Below are 22,977 nucleotides of genomic sequence, written 5' to 3' on the forward strand. Positions count from 1 at the left end.
TCGTCCGGAACACTGCCCATGCGGGACACCAGACGCCGGCGCAAGTCACGGGCGATGCGCAAGATCTGACGTAATGTCACAGGAGGGGGCGGAGTCGTGAGCGGTGAGGACGAGCACGGGGACGGTTACGAGGGCTACCCGGACTTCGACCGTCTCGCGCTGGACCGCAGCGGTCAGGCGGAAGCCTTCGACCACATCGGCGACCGCTACGACGACGCCTTTCCGCACAAGGAGGGCCAGGTCGACGCCGGCCGCTGGCTGGCCGAGACGCTTCCGCCCGGCTCCCGGGTGCTCGACGTCGGCTGCGGTACGGGCCTGCCCACGGCCCGTCAGCTGGTCGACGCGGGGCACGAGGTGGTCGGCATCGACATCTCCCCGGGCATGCTCAAGCTGGCCCGGGACAATGTGCCGGAGGCCACCTTCCAGCATGTGGACATCGTCGATCTGCGGGTGGGCGGCCGGTACGGCCCCGGAGGCCCCCGGGAGCTCGGCCCGTTCGACGGCATCGCCGCCTACTTCACGCTGCTGCTGCTGCCCCGCCCGGAGATCCCGTACGCACTGCGGACCCTGCACGCCGTCCTGAGACCCGGGGGGCTGCTGGGGCTGGGCATGGTGGAGGCGGACATCGACGACTTCCCCATTCCGTTCCTCGGCAACTCGGTCCGGGTATCCGGTTATCTGCGGGACGAGCTGCGCCAGGCCGTCCGCGATGCGGGCTTCGAGGTCGCCGGGGAGGACTCGCACGCGTACGCCCCGGCCAGCACGGACGTACCACCCGAGATCCAGCTCTATCTGAACTGCCGACGACGTGCCTGACACTCGGTGCGCCCACGAGACGCGGGCGCACGGCCCCGGACGGATGGAAACCCACGCGTGACGGAGCACCCCACCTCCCACAGCAGGCGGCAGGCGGCCACCTCTGCCGCCGCCCCGGGCGCGGCCGCGCCCGACGACGCGCACGGCGCGGTCCCGGACCCGCGGACCGCCGTGCGGCAGACGGCTGCCCCCGGCCAGGAGCCGGGAGACGGCCGCCCGCGTCCGGCCTACCCCGCGGACGGGCCCGCCGGCCCGGCGGCCCACGACGGACCCCCGGGCCCGGCCGGGGAGCCCGCGCCCCGCGCCAGAGGGCGCGGCGCCGCCCCCGAGCGCGGCGAGGGCGCCGACCGGACCGGGCCCGCGCGCCGTGGCCGCGGCAGGAGCGGCGCGGACGGCGCGGACGGGCGGGGGAGCGCCGCCGCGGCGCGCGGTGGCGGAGGCAGGGAGCGCCGGAACACGGCGGAGAGCGAGCACCCGGCGCAGCCGGAGCACGGCACACCGGAGGGCGAGCCTGTGTGGGACGCGGATCGCAATGCCGCAAGAGGCGCGTCGCGCCGGCCGGGAGCGAACGGCGGCACCGGCCCCGACGAGCGGCCCCCGGCCGCCCAGGGCGACGGACGCGGCCGGGGAGCGGCGCGCCGGGGCGCCGGCGCGGGCGAGCATCCGGAACGCCCGTGCGAGGCTTCCGCGACGGCCGGGGCCGGTGAAGCACCTACGGCAACCGGATCCGGCGAGGCCCATGCGGCGGCCGGGTCCGGCGATCCACACACAGCGCCCGGGTCCAACGACGCCCGCAGAGCATCCGGATCCGGCGACGCCCACACCGCGGCCGCCACGGCGGGTGAGGTCGCCTACCGCGCGCCGGAGGGCGGAGCGCCCACCGTGCCGCCCGCGGGCGGCGCCGCGGCCGCCGAGGCGGCCACCGCGCGGGACCGGAGCGGCGACCGGCTGCGGTTCGTGGGGGCCGCCACCCGCCGGATCGCCCGGGGCATCGACCTGGACGAGATCGTGCTGGGCCTGTGCCGGGCCACCGTGCCCACCTTCGCCGACGCGATCCTGGTCTATCTGCGCGATCCGCTGCCGGTCGGCGACGAGCGCCCGGTCGGCCCGGTGGTGCTGCGGCTGCGCCGCACCGACCGGATCCCGCTGGACCCGGACACCGACAGCGGCCGGCTGTCGCTGCTGCCCTCCCAGCCCGATCTGTCGCCCGCGGTGGGCGGCGGCCCGGCCGCCGAGCTGTGCGAGGTGGAGGCGGGCGGCCCGCTGGCCGAGGTGCTGCGCGGGGTGCGGCCGGTCTTCGGCGACTCGCAGGCGGCCCGCGCCGCGCTGCCGGAACTGCTCGGCGAGGGGCCGTCGGTGGCGACCGGTCAGCGCACCGTGCTGGCGCCGCTGCGCGGCCGCCGCCGGGTGATCGGCGCGGCCGTCTTCGTACGCCGCCCGGACCGGCCGCCGTTCGAACCCGACGATCTGCTGGTGGCGGCCCAGCTGGCCACCCACACCGCGCTCGGCGTCGACAAGGCGGTGCTGTACGGGCGCGAGGTCTACATCGCGGACGAGCTCCAGCGCACCATGCTGCCCGACTCGCTGCCGCAGCCCACCGGCGTCCGGCTGGCCAGCCGCTATCTGCCCGCGGCCGAGACCGCGCGGGTCGGCGGCGACTGGTACGACGCCATCCCGCTGCCGGGCAACCGGGTGGCGCTGGTGGTCGGCGATGTGATGGGCCATTCGATGACCTCCGCCGCGATCATGGGCCAGCTGCGCACCACCGCGCAGACCCTCGCCGGGCTCGACCTGCCGCCCCAGGAGGTGCTGCACCACCTGGACGAGCAGGCCCAGCGGCTGGGCACCGACCGCATGGCCACCTGCCTGTACGCGGTCTACGACCCCGTCGCCCACCGCATCGTGGTGGCCAACGCGGGCCATCCGCCGCCGCTGCTGCTGCACCGGGGCGGCCGCGCCGAGGTGCTGCGGGTGCCGCCGGGGGCGCCGATCGGGGTCGGCGGTGTCGACTTCGAGGCGGTCGAACTGGACGCGCCCGCCGGGGCCACCCTGATGCTCTACACCGACGGCCTGGTCGAGTCGCGGATGCGCGATGTGTGGACCGGGATCGAGCAGCTACGGGAGCGGCTGACCGCCACCGCCCGGCTCACCGGCCCCAACCCGCCGCCGCTCGAGCCGCTGTGCGACGAGGTGCTGGACATGCTCGGCCCCGGCGACCGCGACGACGACGTGGCGCTGCTCGCGGCCCGGTTCGAGGGCATCGCGCCCAGCGATGTCGCGTACTGGTTCCTGGACCCCAAGGCGCAGACCGCCGGGCAGGCGCGCCGGCTGGCCCGCAGGGCGCTCGCCCGCTGGGACCTCGACGATCTGACGGACGCGGTGGAGCTGCTGGTCAGCGAGGTGGTGACGAACGCGGTGCGCTACGCGGAGCGGCCCATCACGCTGCGGCTGCTGCGCACGGACGTCCTGCGCTGCGAGGTCGGCGACGATGTGCCGCAGCTGCCCCGGCTGCGCCAGGCCCGGCCGTCCGACGAGGGCGGGCGCGGGCTGTATCTGGTGAACCGGATGGCGCGGCGCTGGGGCGCGACCCGGCTGTCCACGGGCAAGGTCGTCTGGTTCGAGCTCGCGATGCCGTCCTGAGCCGGCCCGCCCCGCGCGCCGGGGCCTGTGCCGTACGGTCGCCGTTTGGTCGCCGTACGGTTCAGGCCCCGGCGCGGAGGTACGCCACGACCATGTCGCCGACCATCCGGCGGTAGTGGGCGCGGCGCCCCGGGTCCAGGGGGTCGCGGCCGAAGAGGGTGCCGAAGGTGTGCTGGTTGGCCACCGGGAAGACGGCGAATGAGCTGATCATCAGGTGGACGTCGACGGCGTCGGCGTCGCCCCGGAAGACGCCCTGCTCCCGGCCGCGGGCGAGGATCCCGGAGATCAGGTCGATCACCGGTGTGCCGGCCTTGGCCAGCGTCTCGGACTTGGCCAGGTGCTCGGCCCGGTGGATGTTCTCGATGGACACCAGCCGGATGAAGTCGGCGTGTTCGGTGTGGTGGTCGAAGGTCAGCTCGGCCAGGTGCCGGATCGCCTCGGCGGGGTCGAGACCGGTGACGTCCACGGCCTGTTCGGCCTCGCGGATGCCGGTGTAGGCGCGCTCCAGGACCTTGATGTAGAGCTGTTCCTTGCCGCCGAAGTAGTAGTAGATCATCCGCTTGGTGGTGCGGGTGAGGGCGGCTATCTCGTCGACGCGGGCCCCGGCGTAGCCGCGCTCGGCGAATTCGCGGGTGGCGACGTCCAGGATCTCGGCCTGGGTGCGGACGGCGTCGCGGAGGCGGCTGTTCTTCGGCGGCTGATCGCTCATGCTGGGGCCACTCTACGTCCAGGCTGCGTCCAGGGGGTTCACAAGAGGGCGGTCCTGGGCCTTTACTGTCCACGCTACTAACGAACCAGTTCGTACATTAGCCCGGAAGGCGGGAGGTCACCGGTATGCGGGGCAGCACGGGGCAGTCACCCGAAGGCCGGGAGGGGCGGGAGTCCTGTCTGGTGGGGCTGATCGGATCCGGAGTGGGCCCCTCGCTCTCCCCCGCCCTCCACCAGCGCGAGGCCGACCGCCAGGGACTGCGGTATCTCTACCGTCTGATCGACATCGATCCGCTGGGGCTCGGCCCGGACGGGGTCGGCGAGCTGGTGCGGGCCGCCGCCCGGCTGGGTTTCGACGGACTGAACATCACCCACCCGTGCAAGCAGACGGTGATCGAGCACCTCGACGGGCTGTCGGAGGACGCCGCGCTGCTCGGCGCGGTCAACACGGTGGTGTTCGGCGAGAACGGCCGGGCCATCGGCCACAACACCGACTGGTCCGGCTTCGCCCGCTCCTTCGCCCGTGGCCTGCCGGACGCGCCCACCGGCGAGATCGTGCTGCTCGGCGCGGGCGGGGCGGGCGCCGCCGTCGCCCACGCGCTGCTGACCGTCGGCGCCGACCGGCTGACGCTGGCCGACACCGATTCGGCGCGGGCCGCCGGGCTCGCCGGGACGCTGGCGGCGCGGTTCGGCGCGGCCCGGGTCCGTACCGTCGCGCCCGGCGGGCTCCCGGCGGCGGTCGGCGGCGCCGACGGGCTGGTGCACGCCACCCCCACCGGGATGGCCGCCCACCCCGGACTGCCGCTGCCCGTGGAGCTGCTGCGGGCCGGGCTGTGGGTCGCCGAGGTGGTCTACCGCCCGCTGGAGACCCCGCTGCTGGCCGCCGCCCGCGCGGCCGGCTGCCGCACCCTGGACGGAAGCGGCATGGCCGTCTTCCAGGCCGCCGACGCCTTCCGCCTCTTCACCGGCCGCGAACCCGACGCCGAACAGATGCTCACCGACCTCTCCGACCTGCTCGAGCTCCCCGCCGGAGGCTGATCATGCGCAAGTCCATCGCCACCGTGTGCCTCAGCGGCACCCTCGAGGAGAAGCTCACCGCCATCGCCGCCGCCGGTTTCGACGGGGTCGAGATCTTCGAGAACGACCTGCTGGCCAGCCCGCTGTCGCCGGAGCAGGTCCGGGACCGGGCCGCCGAACTCGGCCTCACCATCGATCTCTTCCAGCCCTTCCGCGACGCCGAGGCCGTCCCCGAGGACCTCCTGGCCCGCACGCTGCGCCGGGCCGAGAAGAAGTTCGCGGTCATGGAGCGGCTCGGGGCGGATCTGATGCTGGTGTGCTCCAGCGTCTCCCCGGCCGCCCTCGACGACGACGCCCTCGCCGCCGAGCAGTTGCGGCTGCTGGCCGAACGGGCCGCCGCCCACGGCATCCGCGTCGCCTACGAGGCGCTGGCCTGGGGGCGGCATGTGAACACCTACGACCACGCCTGGCGGATCGTCCGGCAGGCCGACCACCCCGCGCTCGGCATCTGCCTGGACAGCTTCCACATCCTCTCGCGCGGCTCGGACCCCAAGGGCATCGAGGAGATCCCCGGCGAGAAGATCTTCTTCCTCCAGCTCGCCGACGCCCCGATGATGGCCATGGACGTCCTCCAGTGGAGCCGCCACTACCGCTGCTTCCCCGGCCAGGGCGGTCTCGACGTGGCCGGGCTGCTGGAGCACGTCCTGCGGGCCGGCTACGACGGGCCGCTGTCCCTGGAGGTCTTCAACGACGTCTTCCGGCAGGGCGACACCGCCCGCACCGCCGTGGACGCGCTGCGCTCGCTGATCGCCCTCGAGGAGGCCGCGGGCCGCACCGAGTTGCCCGCCCCCGTCGTCCCCACCGGCTTCGCCTTCGCCGAACTGGCCTCCACCAGCCCGGAGCTGCCCGCGCTGCTGACCGGGCTGGGCTTCGCCCGCACCGGCCGCCACCACTCCAAGCCCGTGGAGCTGTGGGAGCAGGGCGACGCCCGGATCGTCCTCAACTCCGGGCTCGACGCCACCACCGGGCACCCCGAACCGGCGCTCGCCGCCATCGGCCTGGAGACCCCCGACCCGGCCGCCTCCGCGGGCCGGGCCCGGGCCCTGCTCGCCCCCGTACTGCCGCGCCACCGGGCCGTGGCGGACGCCCCGCTGGACGCGGTGGCCGCGCCCGACTCCACCGAGCTCTTCTTCTGCCGCACCGAACACCCCGACCACCCCAGCTGGACCGGCGACTTCACCCCGCGCGCCGCCTCCGCCTCCCCCGCCGGGATCACCCATATCGACCATGTGGCGCTCACCCAGCCCCGGCACCACTTCGACGAGGCCTCGCTGTTCTACCGCGCCGTCCTGGGGCTGCGGCCGCACGAGTCCCTGGAACTGGCCGATCCGTACGGGCTGCTGCGCAGCCGGGCCGTCTCCAGCGCCAGCGGCTCGGTGCGGCTCGCGCTCAACGTGGCCCAGATCCGCCCGGGTTCGGGTCCGTCCGGCTCGCTGTGGCAGCACATCGCGCTGCACAGCCGGGACATCGTCGCCACCGCTCGCCGGCTGCGGGAACGCGGCGCGCCCCTGCTGCCCATCCCCGACAACTACTACGACGACCTCGAAGCGCGCCATGAACTCGACCCCGCGCTCCATCGCACCCTGCGGGAGCTCGGCCTGCTCTACGACCGGGACGACAGCGGCGCCTTCCTGCACCTGTACACGGCCACCGTCGGCCGGGTCTTCTTCGAGATCGTCCAGCGGATCGACGGCTACCAGGGCTACGGCGCGGCCAACGCACCCGTACGCCTGGCCGCCCAGCACACCCGCACCCGCTGAACCCCCCGATCCCCCTGTCCCGATACGGCCTCGCCGTCCCCCGAGGAGCCGCCATGTCGTCAGCGTCGTCGACACCGTCCGCCCAGCGCCCGTCCCCCACCGCCGCCCCGCCCGACTGTCTCGATCTGCCCGATCCACCACCGCTGCGCACGATGGTCGGCCCGGGGGTGGTCGCCGTCGGGATCGGCATGGCGGCGGGCGAGATCATCCTCTGGCCGTATCTGACCTCGGTCGGCGGACTCGGACTGCTGTGGCTCGCGGTGGTGACCCTGGCCATCCAGACCGTGATCAACCTGGAGATCGAGCGCTACACCCTGGCCACCGGGCAGACCGTGGTCGCCGGATTCTCCCGCTGGTCCACGGCGTGGGGCATCCTGATCTGCCTGGCCGGGGCGTTCCAGTACGTCTGGCCGGGCTGGGCCACCTCCGGATCGACCGTGCTCACCTATCTGACCGGCGGCGGCGATGTCGTCTGGATCACCGTGGGCTCGCTGGTGGGCTTCGGGGTGGTGCTGACCGTCTCACCGGTGGTCTACCGCACGATCGAGAAGGTCGAACTGGTCAAGGTCATCCTGACGCTGTTCTTCCTCGCCGTCGTCGCCGTGGCCGTCATCGGGTGGCACACCTGGACCACGGCGGGCGAGAAGACCGTCACCGGCGCCGGCCGGATCCCGGACGGCATCACCTTCACCATGATCCTCAGCGGGCTGGGCGCCGCCGGGGCGGGCGGGGTGCACAACCTGGTGCTCAGCAACTGGATCCGGGACAAGGGCTACGGCATGGGCGCCCATGTCCCCAAGCTGGTCTCCCCCATCACCGGCCAGTCGGAGGCGTCGGGCGCCGACCGCTACGCCTTTCCGCAGGACGAGGCGAATCTGGCCCGCTGGCGGGTGTGGTGGCGGCGGGCCAACACCGAGCACATCGTGTCGTTCTTCGTGATCTGCCTGGTGACGATCGGGCTGATGAGCATGCTCGCGTACGAAACCCTCTTCGGACGCGACGATGTGGAGAACAGCCCGGAGTTCCTGCGGCTCCAGGGCGATCTGCTGGGGCAGCAGGTGGGCGACTGGCTGAAGATCCTGTTCTTCGCGGTGGCCACGGTCTCGCTCTGGGCCGCCTCGATCGGTCTGCTCGACATCATCGGACGGGTGGTCAGCGACTTCGCCAAGCGCACCTACCTGCGCGACTCGGCCTTCTGGACCGAGGGACGGCTGTACTTCGCGGTGGTGTGGGCCGAGGTCGCCATCGGCTCGGTGATCCTGCTGTCCGGGGTGAACCAGCCGATCGTGCTGCTGACCATCTCCACCTGCACCGCCTCCCTCGTCACCCTCGTCTACACGGCGCTGCTGATCCGGCTCAACCGCCGCGATCTGCCGGCCGCCGTACGGCTGCGCGGGCCGCGGCTGGGCATGATGCTGCTGGCCATCGGCTTCTACGGCTTCTTCGCCCTCGCGATGCTGAAGAGCCAGCTCGAGGAGAACTTCTGACGGCCGTACGGCCGTAGGGCTCCGTGATCCGGTGCGGGCGCGCCACCTCGGCACGCCCGCACCGGCCGTCACTCCTGGTCTCTGCGGAGGAGGCCGCCGTCACCGTCGGCCGAGGCCGAACTGGACGGGTCGGGCGGGCTCGGGGAGTCGCCGTCGTCCGACGGCGACGCCGACGACGAGGCGGACGGCGACTCGCTCGCCGACTCACTGGCCGACGGGGACGACGAGGGCGACTCGCTGGCGGACTCGCTCGCCGACGGGCTGGAGGACGGCGACTCCGAGGTTTCGCTCGTGCTCGGCGACGGGGGCGGCTTGACCGCCGCGCCCATGTCGGTGTCCAGGTCGAACTTCGACGCCTTCTCGCCGCTCAGCGCGGACTCGGTGTACGCGGCCCAGATCCTGGCCGGGAAGTCACCGCCGTTGACGCGGCCGCCGCCCGCGGTGCCCTTGAGCGAGACCTGCTTGCCGACGCCCTTCTGCTCGCCGAACATGCCGACCGAGGTGACCAGATCGGGGGTGTAGCCGGAGAACCAGGCCGACTTGTTGTCATCCGAGGTGCCGGTCTTGCCCGCGACGGCCTGGCCCTGCTGGCGCACGGCCTGGCCGGTGCCGTCGTCGACCACCCCGGTGAGTACGGAGGTGACGGAGTCGGCGGCGCCGCGGCTGATCGCCTGACCGTTGGTCGGATCGGGCAACTGGGGCCGCTCATCGCCCTTCTCGGCGGACTTCACGATCGCCGGAGTGACCTTCTTGCCGTGGTTGTCGAGGGTCGCGTAGACCCCGGCCATCTCCTTGGGGCTGGCGCCCATCACGCCCAGCGACATCGCGGGGCGTACGTCGAAGCCGTTGTCCACCCGGCCGTCCATGCCGAGGTCCGTGGCGGTGTTCTTGACCTTGCTCAGCCCCACGTCCACCGCCATCTGGGCGAAGACGGAGTTGACGGAGTTGTTCATCGCCTTCTGGACGGAGATGGGCCCGTAGGACTTGTTGTCCTCGTTCGGCGGGGCGAAGGCGGTGTCGCTGCCCTTGACGGGCCGTCTGCTCGTGCCGTCGTAGACGGTGCTGGATGTGATCGGCGTGCCGTCCTGGGTGGTCGAGCCGTTCTCCAACGCCGAGGCAAGGATCAGCGGCTTGAAGGTGGAGGCGGGCTGGTAGTCCGAGCGGGTGGCGTTGTTGGTCCAGTGCTCCGTGTAGCCCGCGCCGCCGTACATCGCCACGATGCCACCGGACTTGGGGTCCACCGAGACCGCACCGACCTGCGCGTCCTTGTCGACCTTGCGCTTCTTCGGGTCCAGCTTGTCGGTCAGCTCCGTGCGGACCGCCTTCTCCAGCGCCTTCTGCTTCTTCTTGTCGATGTTGAGGGTGACCGTCCAGCCGCCGGCCTCGAACTCGTTCTCGTTCACCCCGGCCTTGAAGAGTTCCTTCTTCGCGGCGTCGATGAAATAGCCCGCCTGGCCGTCGAGACCCGGGATGGGGCGGGGCTCGATGGGCACGGGGAACTTCATGCCCTCGCGCTCGCTCTTGGGCAGCCAGTCCTTCTCGACCATGTTGTTGAGGACGTAGTTCCAGCGGGCCTTCACCAGCCGCTTGCCGTTGGGGCCCGCCGCCGACCAGTCGTACTGGCTGGGCGCCTGGAGCACCGACGCGAGATACGCGCCCTGCCCGACGCTGAGGTCCTCGACGTCCTTGTCGTAGTACGCGCGGGCCGCGGCCTGGATGCCGTAGGCGCCGCGGCCGTAGTAGCTGGTGTTGATGTAGCCCGCGAGGATGTAGTCCTTGGACTTCTGCTGGTCGACCTTGAGCGAGATCACCAGTTCCTTCAGCTTGCGGCTGACGGTCTGTTCCTGGCTCAGGTAGTAGTTCTTGACGTACTGCTGGGTGATGGTCGAACCACCCTGCTTGCCCCGGCCCAGCGCGGTGTTGATGAGACCGCGGGCGGTGCCGGTGAACGAGACGCCGGAGTCGCCGTAGAAGTCCTTGTTCTCAGCGGCGACAAAGGTGTGCTGCACCTCTTTGGGGATCTTGGACAGCGGTACGGACTCACGGTTGACGTCACCCGTCTTCGCCATGATCGTGCCGTCGCTGTACTTGTAGATGTTGGCCTCGGCCTTGGCCGCGGCGTTGGCGGGCGGAACCTCGACCAACAGATAGAGGACGAAGAACGCCCCGACGAGCAGCACGCCAAGTCCCAGGACGTACCCCAGCAGCCACTTCCAGGTGAAGAAGCGGCGTATCCCCCCCGACTTCGCCGCCCGCTTGGCTCTGCGAGCGCTCTTCTGCCGCGCGCGTCGCTCTTCCGCTCTACCCATCGCTCCCGCCGCTCCAGTCCGTAAGCCCCCCAGGCCAGCTCATGAAACTAACACCGCAACAACCCTCAAATGCCCATCGATCAAGCTTTTTCCGAAGGTGACAAAAAGCACCCGCTCCAAGGGAACTGACGGCTTACGGGCGCCAAGGGTTGCCACCGGCTCGTAATGTGCTATCACTTTGCTAGACGCACCACCGAACGAAGCGGGGAGCCCTCCATGTCCGACGCCACCTCAACCGAGCCCATAACCGACCAGGCCGACATACCGTCCCTCCCGGAGCCCCGGGTCCGGGAGCGGCCCGCGCACAACGTCAGCGGCGGGCTGGCCCTGCTCGGGGGGCTGGCCGGGCTCGCGGGTGGCGTCGGGCTGATCCTCGCGGGCGCCGCCGTCGCCGCCGAGCACAAAGGCGCCTGGTCCACGCTGCTGATCGTCTCCGGCATCGTGGTGATCCTCGCCGCGATCCTCACCATGTGCGGCCTCAACACCATCGCGCCGGGCGAGGCCCGGGTGGTCCAGCTCTTCGGCCGCTACCGCGGCACCATTCGCACCGACGGGCTGCGTTGGGTGAACCCGCTCACCAGCCGGGAGAAGATCTCCACCCGGGTGCGCAACCACGAAACCGCGGTGCTCAAGGTCAACGACGCCTACGGCAACCCGATCGAGCTCGCCGCGGTCGTCGTCTGGAAGGTCGAGGACACCGCCCAGGCGATGTTCGAGGTGGACGACTTCCTCGAGTTCGTCGCCACCCAGACCGAGGCCGCCGTCCGGCACATCGCCATCGAGTACCCGTACGACGCCCACGATGAGGACGCCCTCTCGCTGCGCGGCAACGCCGAGGAGATCACCGAGAAGCTGGCCATCGAACTGCACGCCCGGGTCGAGGCGGCCGGTGTCCGCATCATCGAATCGCGCTTCACCCACCTCGCCTACGCCCCCGAGATCGCCTCCGCGATGCTCCAGCGCCAGCAGGCGGGCGCGGTGGTGGCCGCGCGGCGGCAGATCGTGGACGGCGCGGTCGGCATGGTCGAGGCGGCGCTGGCCCGGATCGCCGAGGAGGAGATCGTGGCGCTGGACGAGGAGCGCAAGGCCGCGATGGTCAGCAATCTGATGGTGGTGCTCTGCGGGGACCGCTCCCCGCAGCCGGTTCTGAACACGGGCACGCTGTACCAGTGACGGACGACAGCGGGCGCAACGCACGGCAGCCGCGGCAGCCGCGGCAGCGCAAGCAGATGCTGCTGCGGCTCGACCCGGCCGTCCATGACGCCCTCGCGCGCTGGGCCAACGACGAACTGCGCAGCGCCAACGCGCAGATCGAGTTCCTGCTGCGCAAGGCGCTCGCGGACGCGGGCCGGCTGCCCGGCGCGGCGCGCCCGATCCCCCGCCGGGGCCGCCCGCCGAGGCGGCCCGCCGAGGGCGCGGAGGGCACGGACCCCACCGAGGGCCCGGAGGACACCGGCCGCGAGCCGCGCCGGCCCTGACCCCTTCCGCTCCCCTCTGACCTGCGGTGACGCAGGCTCTTATGCGGCTATACACTCCAGGTATACGCATGGTGTAGAGTGCTGGTCATGTCAATTGGCCACACCCTGCTCGGACTCCTCGAGGGCGGCCCGCGCCACGGCTATGACCTCAAGCGAGCCTTCGACGAAAGATTCGGACACGACCGCCCGCTGCACTACGGGCAGGTCTACTCGACCATGTCCAGGCTCCTGAAGAACGGCCTGGTGGAGGTCGACGGCATCGAGCACGGCGGTGGCCCGGAGCGCAAGCGCTACGCCATCACCGACGCGGGCATCACCGATGTGGAGCACTGGCTCAACCAGCCCGAGAAGCCCGAGCCCTATCTCCAGTCGGTCCTCTACACCAAGGTCATCATCGCGCTGCTCACCGGGCGCGACGCGGCCGATCTCCTCGACGTCCAGCGCGCCGAACATCTGCGGCTGATGCGCGATCTGACCCAGCGCAAGCGCGGCGGCGACCTCACCGACCAACTCATCTGCGACCACGCCCTCTTCCATCTCGAGGCCGATCTGCGCTGGCTGGAACTCACCGCCGCCCGCCTCGGCCAACTCGCCAAGGCGGTGCGTTCATGACCCCGGCAGGCTCCTTGCTGATCGCCACGTCCCTGCACAAGACGTACGGTCACACCCCCGCCCTGGACGGCGCGGACTTCTCCATCCACCCCGGCGAGGTCGTCGCCGTCATGGGCCCCTCCGGCTCGGGCAAGTCGACGCTGCTCCACTGTCTGGCCGGGATCGTGAAGCCGGACTCCGGCTCCGTCCACTACAACGGGCGCGAGCTGACCGCCCTTTCGGACGCCGAGCGCAGCGGTCTGCGGCGCGGCGAGTTCGGCTTCGTCTTCCAGTTCGGCCAGCTCGTCCCCGAGCTGAGCTGCGTGGAGAACGTCGCACTGCCGCTGCGGCTGAACGGCACCAAGCGCAAGGAGGCCGAGGCCCGGGCGGCGGCGTGGATGGAGCGGCTCGAGGTCGCCGATGTGGCGCACAAGCGGCCAGGCGAGGTCTCCGGCGGTCAGGGGCAGCGGGTCGCCGTCGCCCGGTCGCTGGTCACCGGGCCGCGGGTGCTGTTCGCCGACGAGCCGACCGGTGCGCTGGACTCGCTCAACGGGGAGCGGGTGATGGAGCTGTTGACCGAGGCCGCCCGGGAGTCCCGTACCGCCGTGGTGCTGGTCACCCATGAGGCCCGGGTCGCCGCCTACTCCGACCGCGAGGTCGTCGTCCGTGACGGCAAGGCGCGGGACATGGCAGGGGCCCGATGAGCGGCCAGGACGCGATAAGCGGCCAGGACTCCCCGGCGGAGGAGCCACGCTCCCGTGTCTCCGTCGCCCGCTGGGCCGCCGATCTGGCCATGGGCGGCCGCTTCGCGGTCACCGGCGGCCGGGAGAGCTGGGCCAGGACGATCATGACGGCGGTGGGCGTCGGCCTGGGGGTGGCGCTGTTGCTGCTGGCCTCCTCCGTCCCCACCATGTACCAGCAGCGCAACGAGCGGGGCGACGCCCGCTCCTCGTTCACCCCCAGCGGCGAGGTGAAGCCCGGCGCCGACACACTCCGGCTCGCCGACGCGGGCACCACCTTTCGCGACCAGGACATCACGGGCACGGTCATGGCCCCCGACGGCAAGGGCACACCGCCCGTGCCGCCGGGCATCGACCGGATCCCGGCCGCCGGTGAGATGTGGGTGTCCCCGGCGCTGAAGAAGCTGCTCGCCTCCGACGAGGGCAAGCTGCTCCGGGACCGTTTCCCGTACCGCACCATCGGGGTGATCGGCGACAGCGGCCTGTCCGGCCCGAGCGAACTCACCTACTACGCGGGGATCTCCCAGAAGGCGTTCGGCCACGTCAACTCCAGCTACCACATCGACCACTGGGGCAAGGAGAAGAAGGGCAAGAGCGAGCCCCTGGACCCCGCGCTGCTGCTGCTGATCATCGTGGGCTGTGTGGTGCTGCTGCTGCCGGTGCTCATCTTCATCGCCACCGCGGCCCGCTTCGGCGGTGAGCGGCGCGACCGGCGGCTGGCCGCGCTGCGGCTGGTCGGCGCGGACATCCATATGACCCGGCGGATCGCCGCCGGTGAGTCGCTCTTCGGCTCCCTCTTCGGGCTCGCCGTCGGCGCCGGAATGTTCCTGCTGGCGCGGGAGATCATCGGCAGCATCGAGATCTGGGACATCAGCTTCTTCACCTCCGACATCGTGCCGAGCGCCCCGCTCGCCCTGGTGATCGCGGCGGCCGTGCCCGCCTCGGCCGTCATGGTCACGCTGATCGCCCTGCGCGGTATCGCCATCGAGCCGCTGGGCGTGGTCCGGAACGCCAAGCCCAAGCGCCGGCGGCTGTGGTGGCGACTGCTGCTGCCGCTGCTGGGCTTGGCCCTGCTGCTGCCGCTCGCGGGCGGCTTCGGGGCCGGCAGCGGCGGTGGCGGCGACATGAAGGCGTACCAGGCCGCGGCCGGTGCCGTCCTGCTGCTCATCGGCATCACCGCGCTGCTGCCCTGGGTCGTCGAGGCCGTGGTGGAACGGTTCGGCGGCCGGGGCTCGGTGCCCTGGCAGCTCGCCACCCGTCGGCTCCAGCTCAGCAGCGGCACCGCCTCGCGCGCGGTCAGCGGCATCACGGTCGCCGTCGCCGGGGCCATCGCGCTCCAGATGCTCTTCGCCAGCGTGGGGGCCCAGGACCGCGAGGACACCGGCCAGGACCCGAACCGCGCCCAGCTGATAGCGAACGTCCCGGTGAGCGACGGCAACCAGGCCCGCGAGGCCTTCGCGCGGTACCGTGCGACCAAGGGCGTGCGCGATCTGCTCGGTGTCACCGAGGACTACGTCTCCGATGTGCACCGCAGCAAGGACGACCCGACCTCGGTCCCGGAAGAGGCCATCACCGTCGCCGACTGCCCCACGCTCCGCGAGGTGGTCCGCGTCACGAGCTGCAAGAACGGCGATGTCTTCCTCGTCGATTCGTCCAGCTACTACGGGGAGGGGGAGGGCTTCGTCAAACCGGGCGCCCAGGTCAACCTCGCCCACCGCGACGACGGTACGCCTGACCTGCGCAAGAAGAAGCTGTGGACGATCCCCCGCTCGGCCACGAAGACGAAGCCCCGGCAGGACCCGACCGGCGGCGAACGCACCGGCATCTTCGCCACCCCCGGCGCCTTCGACATCGCCGACCTGCCGGACCCCGGAGCGGCGGCCATGATCCGGCTGGACCCGAAGGTCCCGGACGGGGTCGAGTATGTGCGCAACACCAGCGCGGCGCTCTCCCCGGCGATGGATGTCATGCGGCTCACCAGCACCTCGCAGTCGGATGAGTTCCAGGTCATCCGCAAGGCCCTGTTCATCGGCGCCACCGCGACCCTGCTGCTCATCGGGGCCAGCATGATCGTGACCACCCTGGAGCAGCTCCGCGAACGCAAGCGGCTGCTGTCCGTCCTGGTCGCCTTCGGCACCCGGCGCACCACGCTCAGCTGGTCCGTGCTCTGGCAGACGGCCGTCCCGGTGGTGCTGGGTCTGGCCCTGTCGATCGCGGGTGGGCTGGCGCTGGGCGTGATGCTGCTGAAGATGGTCGGCCAGCCGCTGGCCGTGGACTGGACCGGGCTCTCCACCATGACCGGCGTCGGCGGCGGGGTCATCCTGCTGGTGACCCTGGTCAGCCTGCCGCCGCTGTGGCGGATGATGCGGCCGGAGGGGCTGCGGACGGAGTAGGAACTCCAGCCGTCTTCGGGGGCCGTTCCCACCTGCGGGAACGGCCCCCGGTGGCATGTTCAGGCGGATCGGCAGGCATGTTCAGCGGGCGACCCGTACCGGCAGCGGCCGCAGCGCCTCCCGTAGCGCCTCCGCGAACGCCTCGAACTCCTCGGTGCGCGCCGCGCCCGCCCGCATGGCCAGCGCGATCCGGCGGGCGGGCGCCGGATCGGCGAAGTCGCCGGTGGCCAGATGGTCGTTGCGCGCGGTCTCCACCCGGAGCGCGGTACGCGGCAGCAGCGTCACCCCGAGCCCGCCCGCGACCAGCTGCACCAGGGTGGAGAGCCCGGCGGCGCTGGTGGTCACCGGGGTGCCCTCGGTGCGGCCCGCCTCACGGCAGATGTCCAGCGCCTGGTCGCGCAGGCAGTGGCCCTCGTCGAGCAGCAGCAGATCCAGCTCCTTGAGCGCCTCGCGGGGGATGTCATCGCGTCCGCCCAGCCAGTGGTCCCGCGGCGTGACCAGCACGAAGTCCTCGTCGAACAGCGGCATTTCGACCACTCCGGGCGCGCCGAGCGGCACCGCGAGCAGCAGCAGATCCAGGCGGCCGTGGGTCAGCCCGTCCAGCAGCGAGGCGGTCTGCTCCTCGTACACCTGGAGATCGAGCCGGGGGTAGCGCTGATGCACCAGCCGCAACACGGTCGGCAGCAGATACGGCGCCACGGTCGGGATCACTCCGAGCCGCAGCACACCGGTGAACGGCGCCCGCGCCGCCTCGGCCTCCTCCAGCAGCTCCCCGACCGCTTCGAGCACGGTGCGTGCACGGACCGCCAGCCGCTCCCCCGCCGGACTGAGCAGCACCTTGCGCGTCGTACGCTCGAGCAACTGGACACCGAGTGCCTCCTCGAGCGCGGCGACGGCGCCCGAGAGCGCGGGCTGGCTCATCCCGATGGCGGCGGCGGCATCGCGGAAGTGCAGCTGCTCCGCAACCGCGACGAAGGCCCTGAGCTGGGAAATGCTCGGCTGGCGCGGTTTGCCGGGCGGTGTGGGTGATGCGGCCACTGATAGCCACCTCCAATCAACCCCACCGAGTGTAGCTATTTCACTGATCAATGCACTCTGTGCCAAGGTAGGGACCGTCCAACCCCAGGAAACCCGGACGACCGGGTCTTTCCTACGCGAAAGCTGCAAGGAGTACGCGTGCTCACCGTCGGTGACAAGTTCCCCGAGTACGACCTGACCGCCTGCGTGTCGCTGGAGAGCGGCAAGGAGTTCGAGCAGATCAACCACAAGACCTACGAGGGCAAGTGGAAGGTCGTTTTCGCGTGGCCGAAAGACTTCACTTTCGTGTGCCCGACCGAGATCGCGGCCTTCGGCAAGCTGAATGACGAGTTCGCCGACCGTGACGCCCAGGTCCTGGGCTTCTCCGGCGACTCCGAGTTCGTCCACCACGCCTGGCGCAAGGACCACCCGGACCTGCGCGACCTGCCGTTCCCGATGATGGCCGACTCCAAGCACGAGCTGATGCGCGACCTCGGCATCGAGGGCGAGGACGGCTTCGCGCAGCGCGCCGTGTTCATCGTGGACCAGAACAACGAGATCCAGTTCACCATGGTGACGGCCGGTTCGGTGGGCCGTAACCCCAAGGAGGTCCTGCGGGTGCTGGACGCCCTCCAGACCGATGAGCTGTGCCCCTGCAACTGGAGCAAGGGCGAGGACACCCTGGACCCGGTGGCCCTCCTCTCCGGAGAGTGAGCTGATCCGCCATGGCACTCGATGAGCTGAAGTCCGCGCTGCCGGACTACGCCAAGGACCTCAAGCTGAACCTCGGTTCGGTGATCGGCAACTCGGACCTTCCCCAGCAGCAGCTGTGGGGCACCGTGCTGGCCTGCGCGATCGCCTCGCGTTCGGCGCGCGTGCTGACCGAGCTGGAGCCGGAGGCCAAGGCCAACCTCTCGCCGGAGGCGTACACCGCCGCCAAGTCGGCGGCCGCCATCATGGCGATGAACAACGTCTACTACCGGACCCGGCATCTGCTGTCCGACCCGGAGTACGGCAATCTGCGCGCGGGGCTGCGGATGAACGTCATCGGCAACCCGGGCGTGGAGAAGGTCGACTTCGAGCTGTGGTCGCTGGCCGTGTCCGCGATCAACGGCTGCGGAATGTGCCTCGACTCGCATGAGCAGGTGCTCCGCAAGGCGGGCGTGGACCGCGAGACGATCCAGGAAGCCTTCAAGATCGCCTCGGTGCTTCAGGCGGTCGGCGCCACCCTGGACGCCGAGGGCGTCCTTGCCGCGAACGGCTGACCGAAGAGTCCCGTAGACACCCGAAGGGCGGCCCCACCGATCGGTGGGGCCGCCCTTCGTCCATCGGCCCGTGGCACCGGGCCGGATCATCAGGCCCCGCCCTCCCCGGGCGGCAGGCCCGGCGGTGCGGTGGGCGCCGTACCGGAGGCGGTGGCGCCGTGCGGGCCCGGGACGGCGCGCAGGGCGTTCTCCTGGCTGTAGCCGCGCAAGTAGACGACCACCGTATTGGCGACCGCCACCAGCGGAACGGCCACCACCGCGCCGCCGATGCCGCCGATCAGCGAACCGGCCGCGACCGAGAGCACCACGGCCAGCGGATGGACCCGCACCGCCCGGCCGAGGATGAACGGCTGGAGCACATGGCCCTCGATCTGCTGGACGGCCAGCACCACGATCAGCACCATCGCCCCCGTGAACACGCCCTGGGTGACCAGCGCCACGACCACCGCGAGCGCGCCGGAGACCACCGCGCCGACCAGCGGGATGAAGGCGAAGAGGAAGATGAAGACGGCCAGTGGCACGGCCATCGGCACATCGAGGAAGAACAGCCCCACGCCGATGAAGATCGCGTCGATCAGCGCCACGATCACCGTGCCGCGCACATACGCGGTCAGCGTCGACCAGGCGCGCGGGCCCGCGCCCGCCACGCCCTCACGGGCCTGGGCGGGGACCATCTTGAGCGTCCAGTTCCAGATCTTCGGGCCGTCGTACAGCAGGAAGAGCGTGCAGAACATCGTCAGCAGGATGCCCGTCAGCACCTCGACGACGACCGTGACGCCCTCCAGCCCCGCCGAGGTGATCTGCTCGGTGTTGGCGCCGACCGCCTCGCGCAGGCTCTTGGCCACATGGTTGATCTGCTTCTCGGTCACATGGAACGGGCTGTGCAGCAGCCAGCGCCGCAGATCGTCGATACCGGCCTGGACCTCGCCCGAGACCTCGTCGACGTTCTCCATGACCTGCCAGACCACGAACCACACGACCAGGCCCATGACAACGAAACCGGCGATGAAGGTGAGCGCGGTGGCCAGCCCGCGCGGCACACCGCGCCGGCGCAGCCGGGTGACGGTGGGCTCAAGCAGCGCGGTGATGAGGATCGCGACGGTGAAGGACAGCACCACCAGCTGGACGGAGCTGATGACGCGCATGAGCACCCACACCGTGCCGCCGAGCACCAGCAGCCGCCAGGCCGCCTCGGCGGCCACGCGGACACCCCAGGGCACGGCGGCCACCGGATCGGGTCGGGCGGAGACGGCTGGGGCGTAGGCGGGCGGGGCGGGCACGCTGGCCGGCTGCTCCGGCCGGGCGGTCTCGCCCTCCCCGGCGGCGCCCTCGGGGGTCTCGGGGCTCGCCGGGCTCTCGGGGCCTTCCCGGCTCTTCCGGCTCTCGGCGCCTTCGGCGCCCTCAGCGCTCTCGGCGCCGCCCCGCGGGCGCCCCTCGGATGGTCCGGGCCCCGGTCCGGGCCTCGGTTCAGCTCCCCGTTCGGGCCCCGGTCCGGGCCCCGGCGGCGTCCGCGGGCCGGTGTCGCCGTCGCCCTCGCGCCCCCTCATCTCGGCCTGTTGGGATTCGAGCCGGTGGGCGAGCCGGGTAAGTCCGGATCCCAGCCTGCCGACCCACTGCGGCAATTTGGACATTTCTCGTTTCCTACCCCCAGTTTCCCCCTAGGCCGTCAAGGAGACGGTACCTGCTGAGGATGCGCGAAACCCCCGACCTGAGCCGGGGGTTTCGTGAAGCGTTCGATGCTGGGCCGCTACCGGGCGGGGCCCGGCGGAAGGCTCAGTAGTGGCCGTTGGCCTGCCAGAACGACCAAGCGTCACACGGGCTGCCGTAGCGCTCGTTCATGTAGTTCAGGCCCCACTTGATCTGGGTGGCCGGGTTGGTCTGCCAGTCGGCGCCCGCCGAGGCCATCTTGCTGGCCGGCAGCGCCTGCACCAGACCGTAGGCACCCGACGAGGGGTTGGTGGCCTTGTAGTTCCAGGTGGACTCGTGGTCCACGATGTTGCTGAAGCACTGGAACTGGCCGCTCGGCACGATCTGCCGCGCCATCGCCTGGACCTCGGCCACGGTGTACGAAGCCTGCTGGGGGAAGCTGGAGGCGTCACGCGACGCCGAACGGCTCGCGACCTCCTCCTTCTCCTTCTCCTTGGCCTCGCGCTCCTTGGCCAGCTTCTCGGCGGCTGCCTTGTCCGCGGCGGCCTTCTTGGCCTTCGCGTCCTTGGCCGCCTGCTTGCGGGCTGCTTCCTCTGCGGACTTGCGCGCCTCCGCGTCGGCCGCGGTGGACTGCACGTCCGCCTGCTGCGTCAGGGATGCGGTCTGCGCGACAGCCTGCTGCCCGGCAGGTATGTCCGCAAGGAGCGTCGAATCGGCGGCGGTCGCCTCGATCGGGTCGGACGAGCCCTGCTGCTGCTGTCCGCCCGCGGCGACGCCGACGACGGCGCCCACAGTGGTGACCGCGGTGGCCGAAGCCACTGCGAATCCCCGGACCGAAATCCGGCTCACTCGGTTTCCTTCCAGCATCGCCCGCTTAGGTGACCTCGCGGGCGCAATCGTGCCCCTGGCGCTGTCCTCCCCTTGTTCCGTCCCCGGTGGTGCGATGGGGTCGGCTGGTCACGGGAGGCACGGGCCCGGTGGGGATCTCCCGCGGGAGATCCTCGAGGTGCTCGGGCGGCATACGGCGAACGCTGTTCAATTCTGTTACTGCTGATGCTCGGTACCGCTGGGGGTACTGGTGTGCCGTATGCGGGGCCTGACAGAACCCACACACTGCCGGACGCGGAGCCCCGCAGGCAATTCCCCGCCAGGTGTGAAAGCTCACATCCTGTTTACGCCCTAGGATTTCTGGAAATCCCCGCGCACCAAGACGCCGCGCGGCTAAGCTCATTGGCTTCTCCGCGCGGCGCCCTGTGGCCGCAAACGACTCAACCGGCTCAGATGTGGCCGTCCTCCAGCATTTCGGTCACCAGCGCCGCGATCGGCGAACGCTCGGAGCGGGTCAGGGTGACATGCGCGAACAGCGGATGCCCCTTCAGCTTCTCGACGACCGCCACCACACCGTCGTACCGCCCGACGCGGAGGTTGTCCCGCTGCGCCACATCGTGGGTGAGCACCACCCGGGAGTTGGCGCCGATCCGGGACAGAACGGTCAGCAGCACATTCCGCTCCAGCGACTGGGCCTCGTCGACGATGACGAAGGCGTCATGGAGCGAACGGCCGCGGATGTGCGTCAGTGGCAGCACCTCCAGCATCCCGCGCCCCACGACCTCCTCGATCACCTCGGCGCTGGTCACCGCGGACAGGGTGTCGAAGACCGCCTGTGCCCAAGGGCTCATCTTCTCGGCCTCGGTGCCGGGCAGATAGCCCAACTCCTGGCCACCCACCGCGTACAGCGGGCGGAAGATCATCACCTTGCGGTGCTGACGCCGCTCCAGCACGGCCTCGAGACCGGCGCACAGCGCCAGCGCCGACTTGCCGGTGCCGGCCCGGCCGCCCATCGAGATGATGCCGACCTCCGGGTCGAGCAGCAGGTCCAGGGCGATGCGCTGCTCCGCGCTGCGCCCGTGGATGCCGAACGCCTCGCGGTCGCCGCGCACCAGCCGCACCTGCCCGTCCGGGGTGACCCGGCCCAGCGCGTTTCCGCGCTCGGACTGGAGCACCAGGCCCGTGTGCACGGGCAGTCCGGCCGCCTCGGGGACATACGCCGTCTCGGCGGCGAACAGGTCGTCCACCTGTTCGGCCGAGACGGCGAGCTCCGCCATCCCGGTCCAGCCCGAGTCGGTGATCGCCAGCTCCGCGCGGTACTCCTCGGCGAGCAGCCCCACCGAGGACGCCTTGATGCGCAGCGGCAGGTCCTTGGACACGACGGTGACGTCATACCCCTCGGCCTGCAAGTTTCTGGCGACCGCGAGGATCCGCGAGTCGTTGTCCCCCACCTTGCCGCCGTGGTTCAGGAAGGCGGCGGGGAGGATGCCCGGGTCGGAGTGGTTGAGCTCGACACGCAGTGTGCCGCCCAGTTCCCCGATCGGGATCGGGGCGTCCAGACGGCCGTAACGGACGCGGTACTCGTCCAGCAGGCGGAGCGCCTGCCGTGCGAAGTACCCGAGCTCCGGGTGGTGCCGCTTGGCCTCCAGTTCCGTGACCACCACGACCGGCAGCACGACTTCGTGCTCGTCGAAGCGGGCCATGGCATTGGGGTCGGCCAGCAGGACGCTGGTGTCGAGGACATAGGTGCGCCGGTCGTGCTCGCGGCGTTTCTTGCTGGTCACCACGGGTGGACGAACCCCCTCGGGAGAGGTTGGGGTGCGACGGCGTCGCGGGAGTGAGGTATCCCCGCCGCAGACGGGGAACGGACCGGGCTCAGGCCCTACTGGGAGGGCCGAGCGCCGGCCCTCCGCGTCATACGCACGATCCGCACAGTCGTCCGTGTGCAAAGGGCCTCCCGGGCGAACGACCCGATGCCGTCCGCTGGCAGTTCGACGCCCAACTGGACAGGTGGGACAGGGCGTCGACCTGGAAGGGATATTCCCTCGAACGTGCGGGGGCATGCAACGGCATATGACGGCGCGGATATGAACGTTGTGAAACCAGCGTGTCACACGGCTCGGGGCCGGACGCCGGCCGGCGTCCGGCCCCGAGCCGGTGAACTGCGGTACTACTAACGGGAACCAGTTTCCTTCCCTTCTATGACGGGAGGCGTAGTCGC

The 22,977-nt window shown here is 71.2% G+C and carries 18 protein-coding genes; 12 read left to right on the plus strand and 6 right to left on the minus strand.

The features are described 5' to 3' along the window. The first annotated feature begins 96 nt into the window (after positions 1–96). Positions 97–816: a class I SAM-dependent methyltransferase gene (locus ACT2CW_RS12650; RefSeq protein WP_445516581.1), complete on the plus strand. Its 720-nt coding sequence runs from the start codon at positions 97–99 to the stop codon at positions 814–816. A gap of 57 nt (positions 817–873) precedes the next feature. Further along, positions 874–3,456 (plus strand): SpoIIE family protein phosphatase, encoded by a 2,583-nt coding sequence (locus tag ACT2CW_RS12655; RefSeq protein WP_445516582.1) that lies wholly within the window; start codon positions 874–876, stop codon positions 3,454–3,456. Positions 3,457–3,517: 61 nt separating this feature from the next. On the opposite strand, the gene ACT2CW_RS12660 is transcribed toward ACT2CW_RS12655, so the two are convergent. After that, positions 3,518–4,165, minus strand: coding sequence for a TetR/AcrR family transcriptional regulator (locus ACT2CW_RS12660; protein WP_086884539.1), 648 nt, complete (start codon positions 4,163–4,165; stop codon positions 3,518–3,520). Between the two features lie 125 nt (positions 4,166–4,290). On the opposite strand from ACT2CW_RS12660, the gene ACT2CW_RS12665 reads away from it, so the two are divergent. The 3 genes from ACT2CW_RS12665 to ACT2CW_RS12675 are packed head-to-tail and all read left to right on the plus strand — an operon-like array spanning position 4,291 to position 8,488. Beyond that, complete coding sequence (locus tag ACT2CW_RS12665) at positions 4,291–5,202, plus strand: shikimate dehydrogenase (RefSeq protein WP_445516583.1); 912 nt, start codon at positions 4,291–4,293, stop codon at positions 5,200–5,202. A 2-nt stretch (positions 5,203–5,204) separates the two neighbouring features. Next, positions 5,205–7,001 (plus strand): bifunctional sugar phosphate isomerase/epimerase/4-hydroxyphenylpyruvate dioxygenase family protein, encoded by a 1,797-nt coding sequence (locus ACT2CW_RS12670; protein WP_445516584.1) that lies wholly within the window; start codon positions 5,205–5,207, stop codon positions 6,999–7,001. Between the two features lie 53 nt (positions 7,002–7,054). Further along, positions 7,055–8,488, plus strand: a complete 1,434-nt coding sequence (locus tag ACT2CW_RS12675; RefSeq protein WP_445516585.1) for an Nramp family divalent metal transporter — start codon at positions 7,055–7,057, stop codon at positions 8,486–8,488. 68 nt (positions 8,489–8,556) lie between these two features. Here the strand turns inward: ACT2CW_RS12675 and ACT2CW_RS12680 are convergent, their stop codons facing one another. Continuing rightward, positions 8,557–10,797, minus strand: coding sequence for a transglycosylase domain-containing protein (locus ACT2CW_RS12680; protein ID WP_445516586.1), 2,241 nt, complete (start codon positions 10,795–10,797; stop codon positions 8,557–8,559). Between the two features lie 216 nt (positions 10,798–11,013). On the opposite strand from ACT2CW_RS12680, the gene ACT2CW_RS12685 reads away from it, so the two are divergent. The 5 genes from ACT2CW_RS12685 to ACT2CW_RS12705 all read left to right on the plus strand — a co-directional run bounded on the left by ACT2CW_RS12685 (position 11,014) and on the right by ACT2CW_RS12705 (position 15,999). Further along, positions 11,014–11,970 carry an SPFH domain-containing protein gene (locus ACT2CW_RS12685; RefSeq protein ID WP_445516587.1) on the plus strand — a complete coding sequence of 319 codons (957 nt, stop codon included), beginning with the start codon at positions 11,014–11,016 and terminating at the stop codon, positions 11,968–11,970. After that, positions 11,967–12,275, plus strand: coding sequence for a hypothetical protein (locus ACT2CW_RS12690; RefSeq protein WP_445516588.1), 309 nt, complete (start codon positions 11,967–11,969; stop codon positions 12,273–12,275). Before ACT2CW_RS12685 ends, ACT2CW_RS12690 begins: the two co-directional genes overlap by 4 nt. 87 nt (positions 12,276–12,362) lie before the next feature. Continuing rightward, entirely contained in the window at positions 12,363–12,887 is a 525-nt protein-coding gene (locus tag ACT2CW_RS12695) for a PadR family transcriptional regulator (RefSeq protein WP_138914023.1), read from the plus strand. Then, complete coding sequence (locus ACT2CW_RS12700) at positions 12,884–13,570, plus strand: ABC transporter ATP-binding protein (RefSeq protein WP_445516589.1); 687 nt, start codon at positions 12,884–12,886, stop codon at positions 13,568–13,570. Before ACT2CW_RS12695 ends, ACT2CW_RS12700 begins: the two co-directional genes overlap by 4 nt. Beyond that, positions 13,567–15,999, plus strand: a complete 2,433-nt coding sequence (locus ACT2CW_RS12705; RefSeq protein WP_445516590.1) for an FtsX-like permease family protein — start codon at positions 13,567–13,569, stop codon at positions 15,997–15,999. The genes ACT2CW_RS12700 and ACT2CW_RS12705 overlap by 4 nt, the downstream gene beginning before the upstream one ends. An 81-nt stretch (positions 16,000–16,080) precedes the next feature. Here the strand turns inward: ACT2CW_RS12705 and ACT2CW_RS12710 are convergent, their stop codons facing one another. Then, positions 16,081–17,037: a hydrogen peroxide-inducible genes activator gene (locus tag ACT2CW_RS12710; RefSeq protein WP_182473407.1), complete on the minus strand. Its 957-nt coding sequence runs from the start codon at positions 17,035–17,037 to the stop codon at positions 16,081–16,083. Between the two features lie 138 nt (positions 17,038–17,175). Here ACT2CW_RS12710 and ACT2CW_RS12715 point away from each other — a divergent pair, with 138 nt between their 5' ends. Together ACT2CW_RS12715 and ACT2CW_RS12720 are read left to right on the plus strand one after the other, a co-directional pair. Then, the gene (locus ACT2CW_RS12715; RefSeq protein WP_438494092.1) at positions 17,176–17,730 is read left to right on the plus strand and encodes a peroxiredoxin; all 555 of its coding nucleotides are present in this window, start codon (positions 17,176–17,178) and stop codon (positions 17,728–17,730) included. Positions 17,731–17,741: 11 nt separating this feature from the next. Then, positions 17,742–18,281 carry an alkyl hydroperoxide reductase gene (locus ACT2CW_RS12720; RefSeq protein WP_445516591.1) on the plus strand — a complete coding sequence of 180 codons (540 nt, stop codon included), beginning with the start codon at positions 17,742–17,744 and terminating at the stop codon, positions 18,279–18,281. Positions 18,282–18,370: 89 nt separating this feature from the next. Here ACT2CW_RS12720 and ACT2CW_RS12725 read toward each other — a convergent pair whose 3' ends face one another. The 3 genes from ACT2CW_RS12725 to ACT2CW_RS12735 all read right to left on the minus strand — a co-directional run bounded on the left by ACT2CW_RS12725 (position 18,371) and on the right by ACT2CW_RS12735 (position 22,543). Then, positions 18,371–19,912, minus strand: a complete 1,542-nt coding sequence (locus tag ACT2CW_RS12725; RefSeq protein ID WP_445516592.1) for an AI-2E family transporter — start codon at positions 19,910–19,912, stop codon at positions 18,371–18,373. A gap of 142 nt (positions 19,913–20,054) precedes the next feature. Further along, positions 20,055–20,795: a transglycosylase SLT domain-containing protein gene (locus tag ACT2CW_RS12730; RefSeq protein WP_445516593.1), complete on the minus strand. Its 741-nt coding sequence runs from the start codon at positions 20,793–20,795 to the stop codon at positions 20,055–20,057. A 410-nt stretch (positions 20,796–21,205) separates the two neighbouring features. Next, the gene (locus ACT2CW_RS12735) at positions 21,206–22,543 is read right to left on the minus strand and encodes a PhoH family protein (RefSeq protein WP_086881655.1); all 1,338 of its coding nucleotides are present in this window, start codon (positions 22,541–22,543) and stop codon (positions 21,206–21,208) included. Positions 22,544–22,977 lie beyond the last annotated feature (434 nt).

It is taken from the genome of Streptomyces sp. NEAU-174, assembly GCF_052665095.1.

What these genes read in the sequence shown, in the direction of transcription:
- ACT2CW_RS12660 (WP_086884539.1), bottom strand. Translation starts at nt 4,165, where the DNA reads ATGAGCGATCAGCCGCCGAAGAACAGCCGCCTCCGCGACGCCGTCCGC.
- ACT2CW_RS12685 (WP_445516587.1), top strand. Translation starts at nt 11,014, where the DNA reads ATGTCCGACGCCACCTCAACCGAGCCCATAACCGACCAGGCCGACATA.
- ACT2CW_RS12725 (WP_445516592.1), bottom strand. Translation starts at nt 19,912, where the DNA reads ATGTCCAAATTGCCGCAGTGGGTCGGCAGGCTGGGATCCGGACTTACC.
- ACT2CW_RS12680 (WP_445516586.1), bottom strand. Translation starts at nt 10,797, where the DNA reads ATGGGTAGAGCGGAAGAGCGACGCGCGCGGCAGAAGAGCGCTCGCAGA.
- ACT2CW_RS12695 (WP_138914023.1), top strand. Translation starts at nt 12,363, where the DNA reads ATGTCAATTGGCCACACCCTGCTCGGACTCCTCGAGGGCGGCCCGCGC.
- ACT2CW_RS12665 (WP_445516583.1), top strand. Translation starts at nt 4,291, where the DNA reads ATGCGGGGCAGCACGGGGCAGTCACCCGAAGGCCGGGAGGGGCGGGAG.
- ACT2CW_RS12720 (WP_445516591.1), top strand. Translation starts at nt 17,742, where the DNA reads ATGGCACTCGATGAGCTGAAGTCCGCGCTGCCGGACTACGCCAAGGAC.
- ACT2CW_RS12670 (WP_445516584.1), top strand. Translation starts at nt 5,205, where the DNA reads ATGCGCAAGTCCATCGCCACCGTGTGCCTCAGCGGCACCCTCGAGGAG.
- ACT2CW_RS12705 (WP_445516590.1), top strand. Translation starts at nt 13,567, where the DNA reads ATGAGCGGCCAGGACGCGATAAGCGGCCAGGACTCCCCGGCGGAGGAG.
- ACT2CW_RS12700 (WP_445516589.1), top strand. Translation starts at nt 12,884, where the DNA reads ATGACCCCGGCAGGCTCCTTGCTGATCGCCACGTCCCTGCACAAGACG.
- ACT2CW_RS12675 (WP_445516585.1), top strand. Translation starts at nt 7,055, where the DNA reads ATGTCGTCAGCGTCGTCGACACCGTCCGCCCAGCGCCCGTCCCCCACC.
- ACT2CW_RS12730 (WP_445516593.1), bottom strand. Translation starts at nt 20,795, where the DNA reads ATGCTGGAAGGAAACCGAGTGAGCCGGATTTCGGTCCGGGGATTCGCA.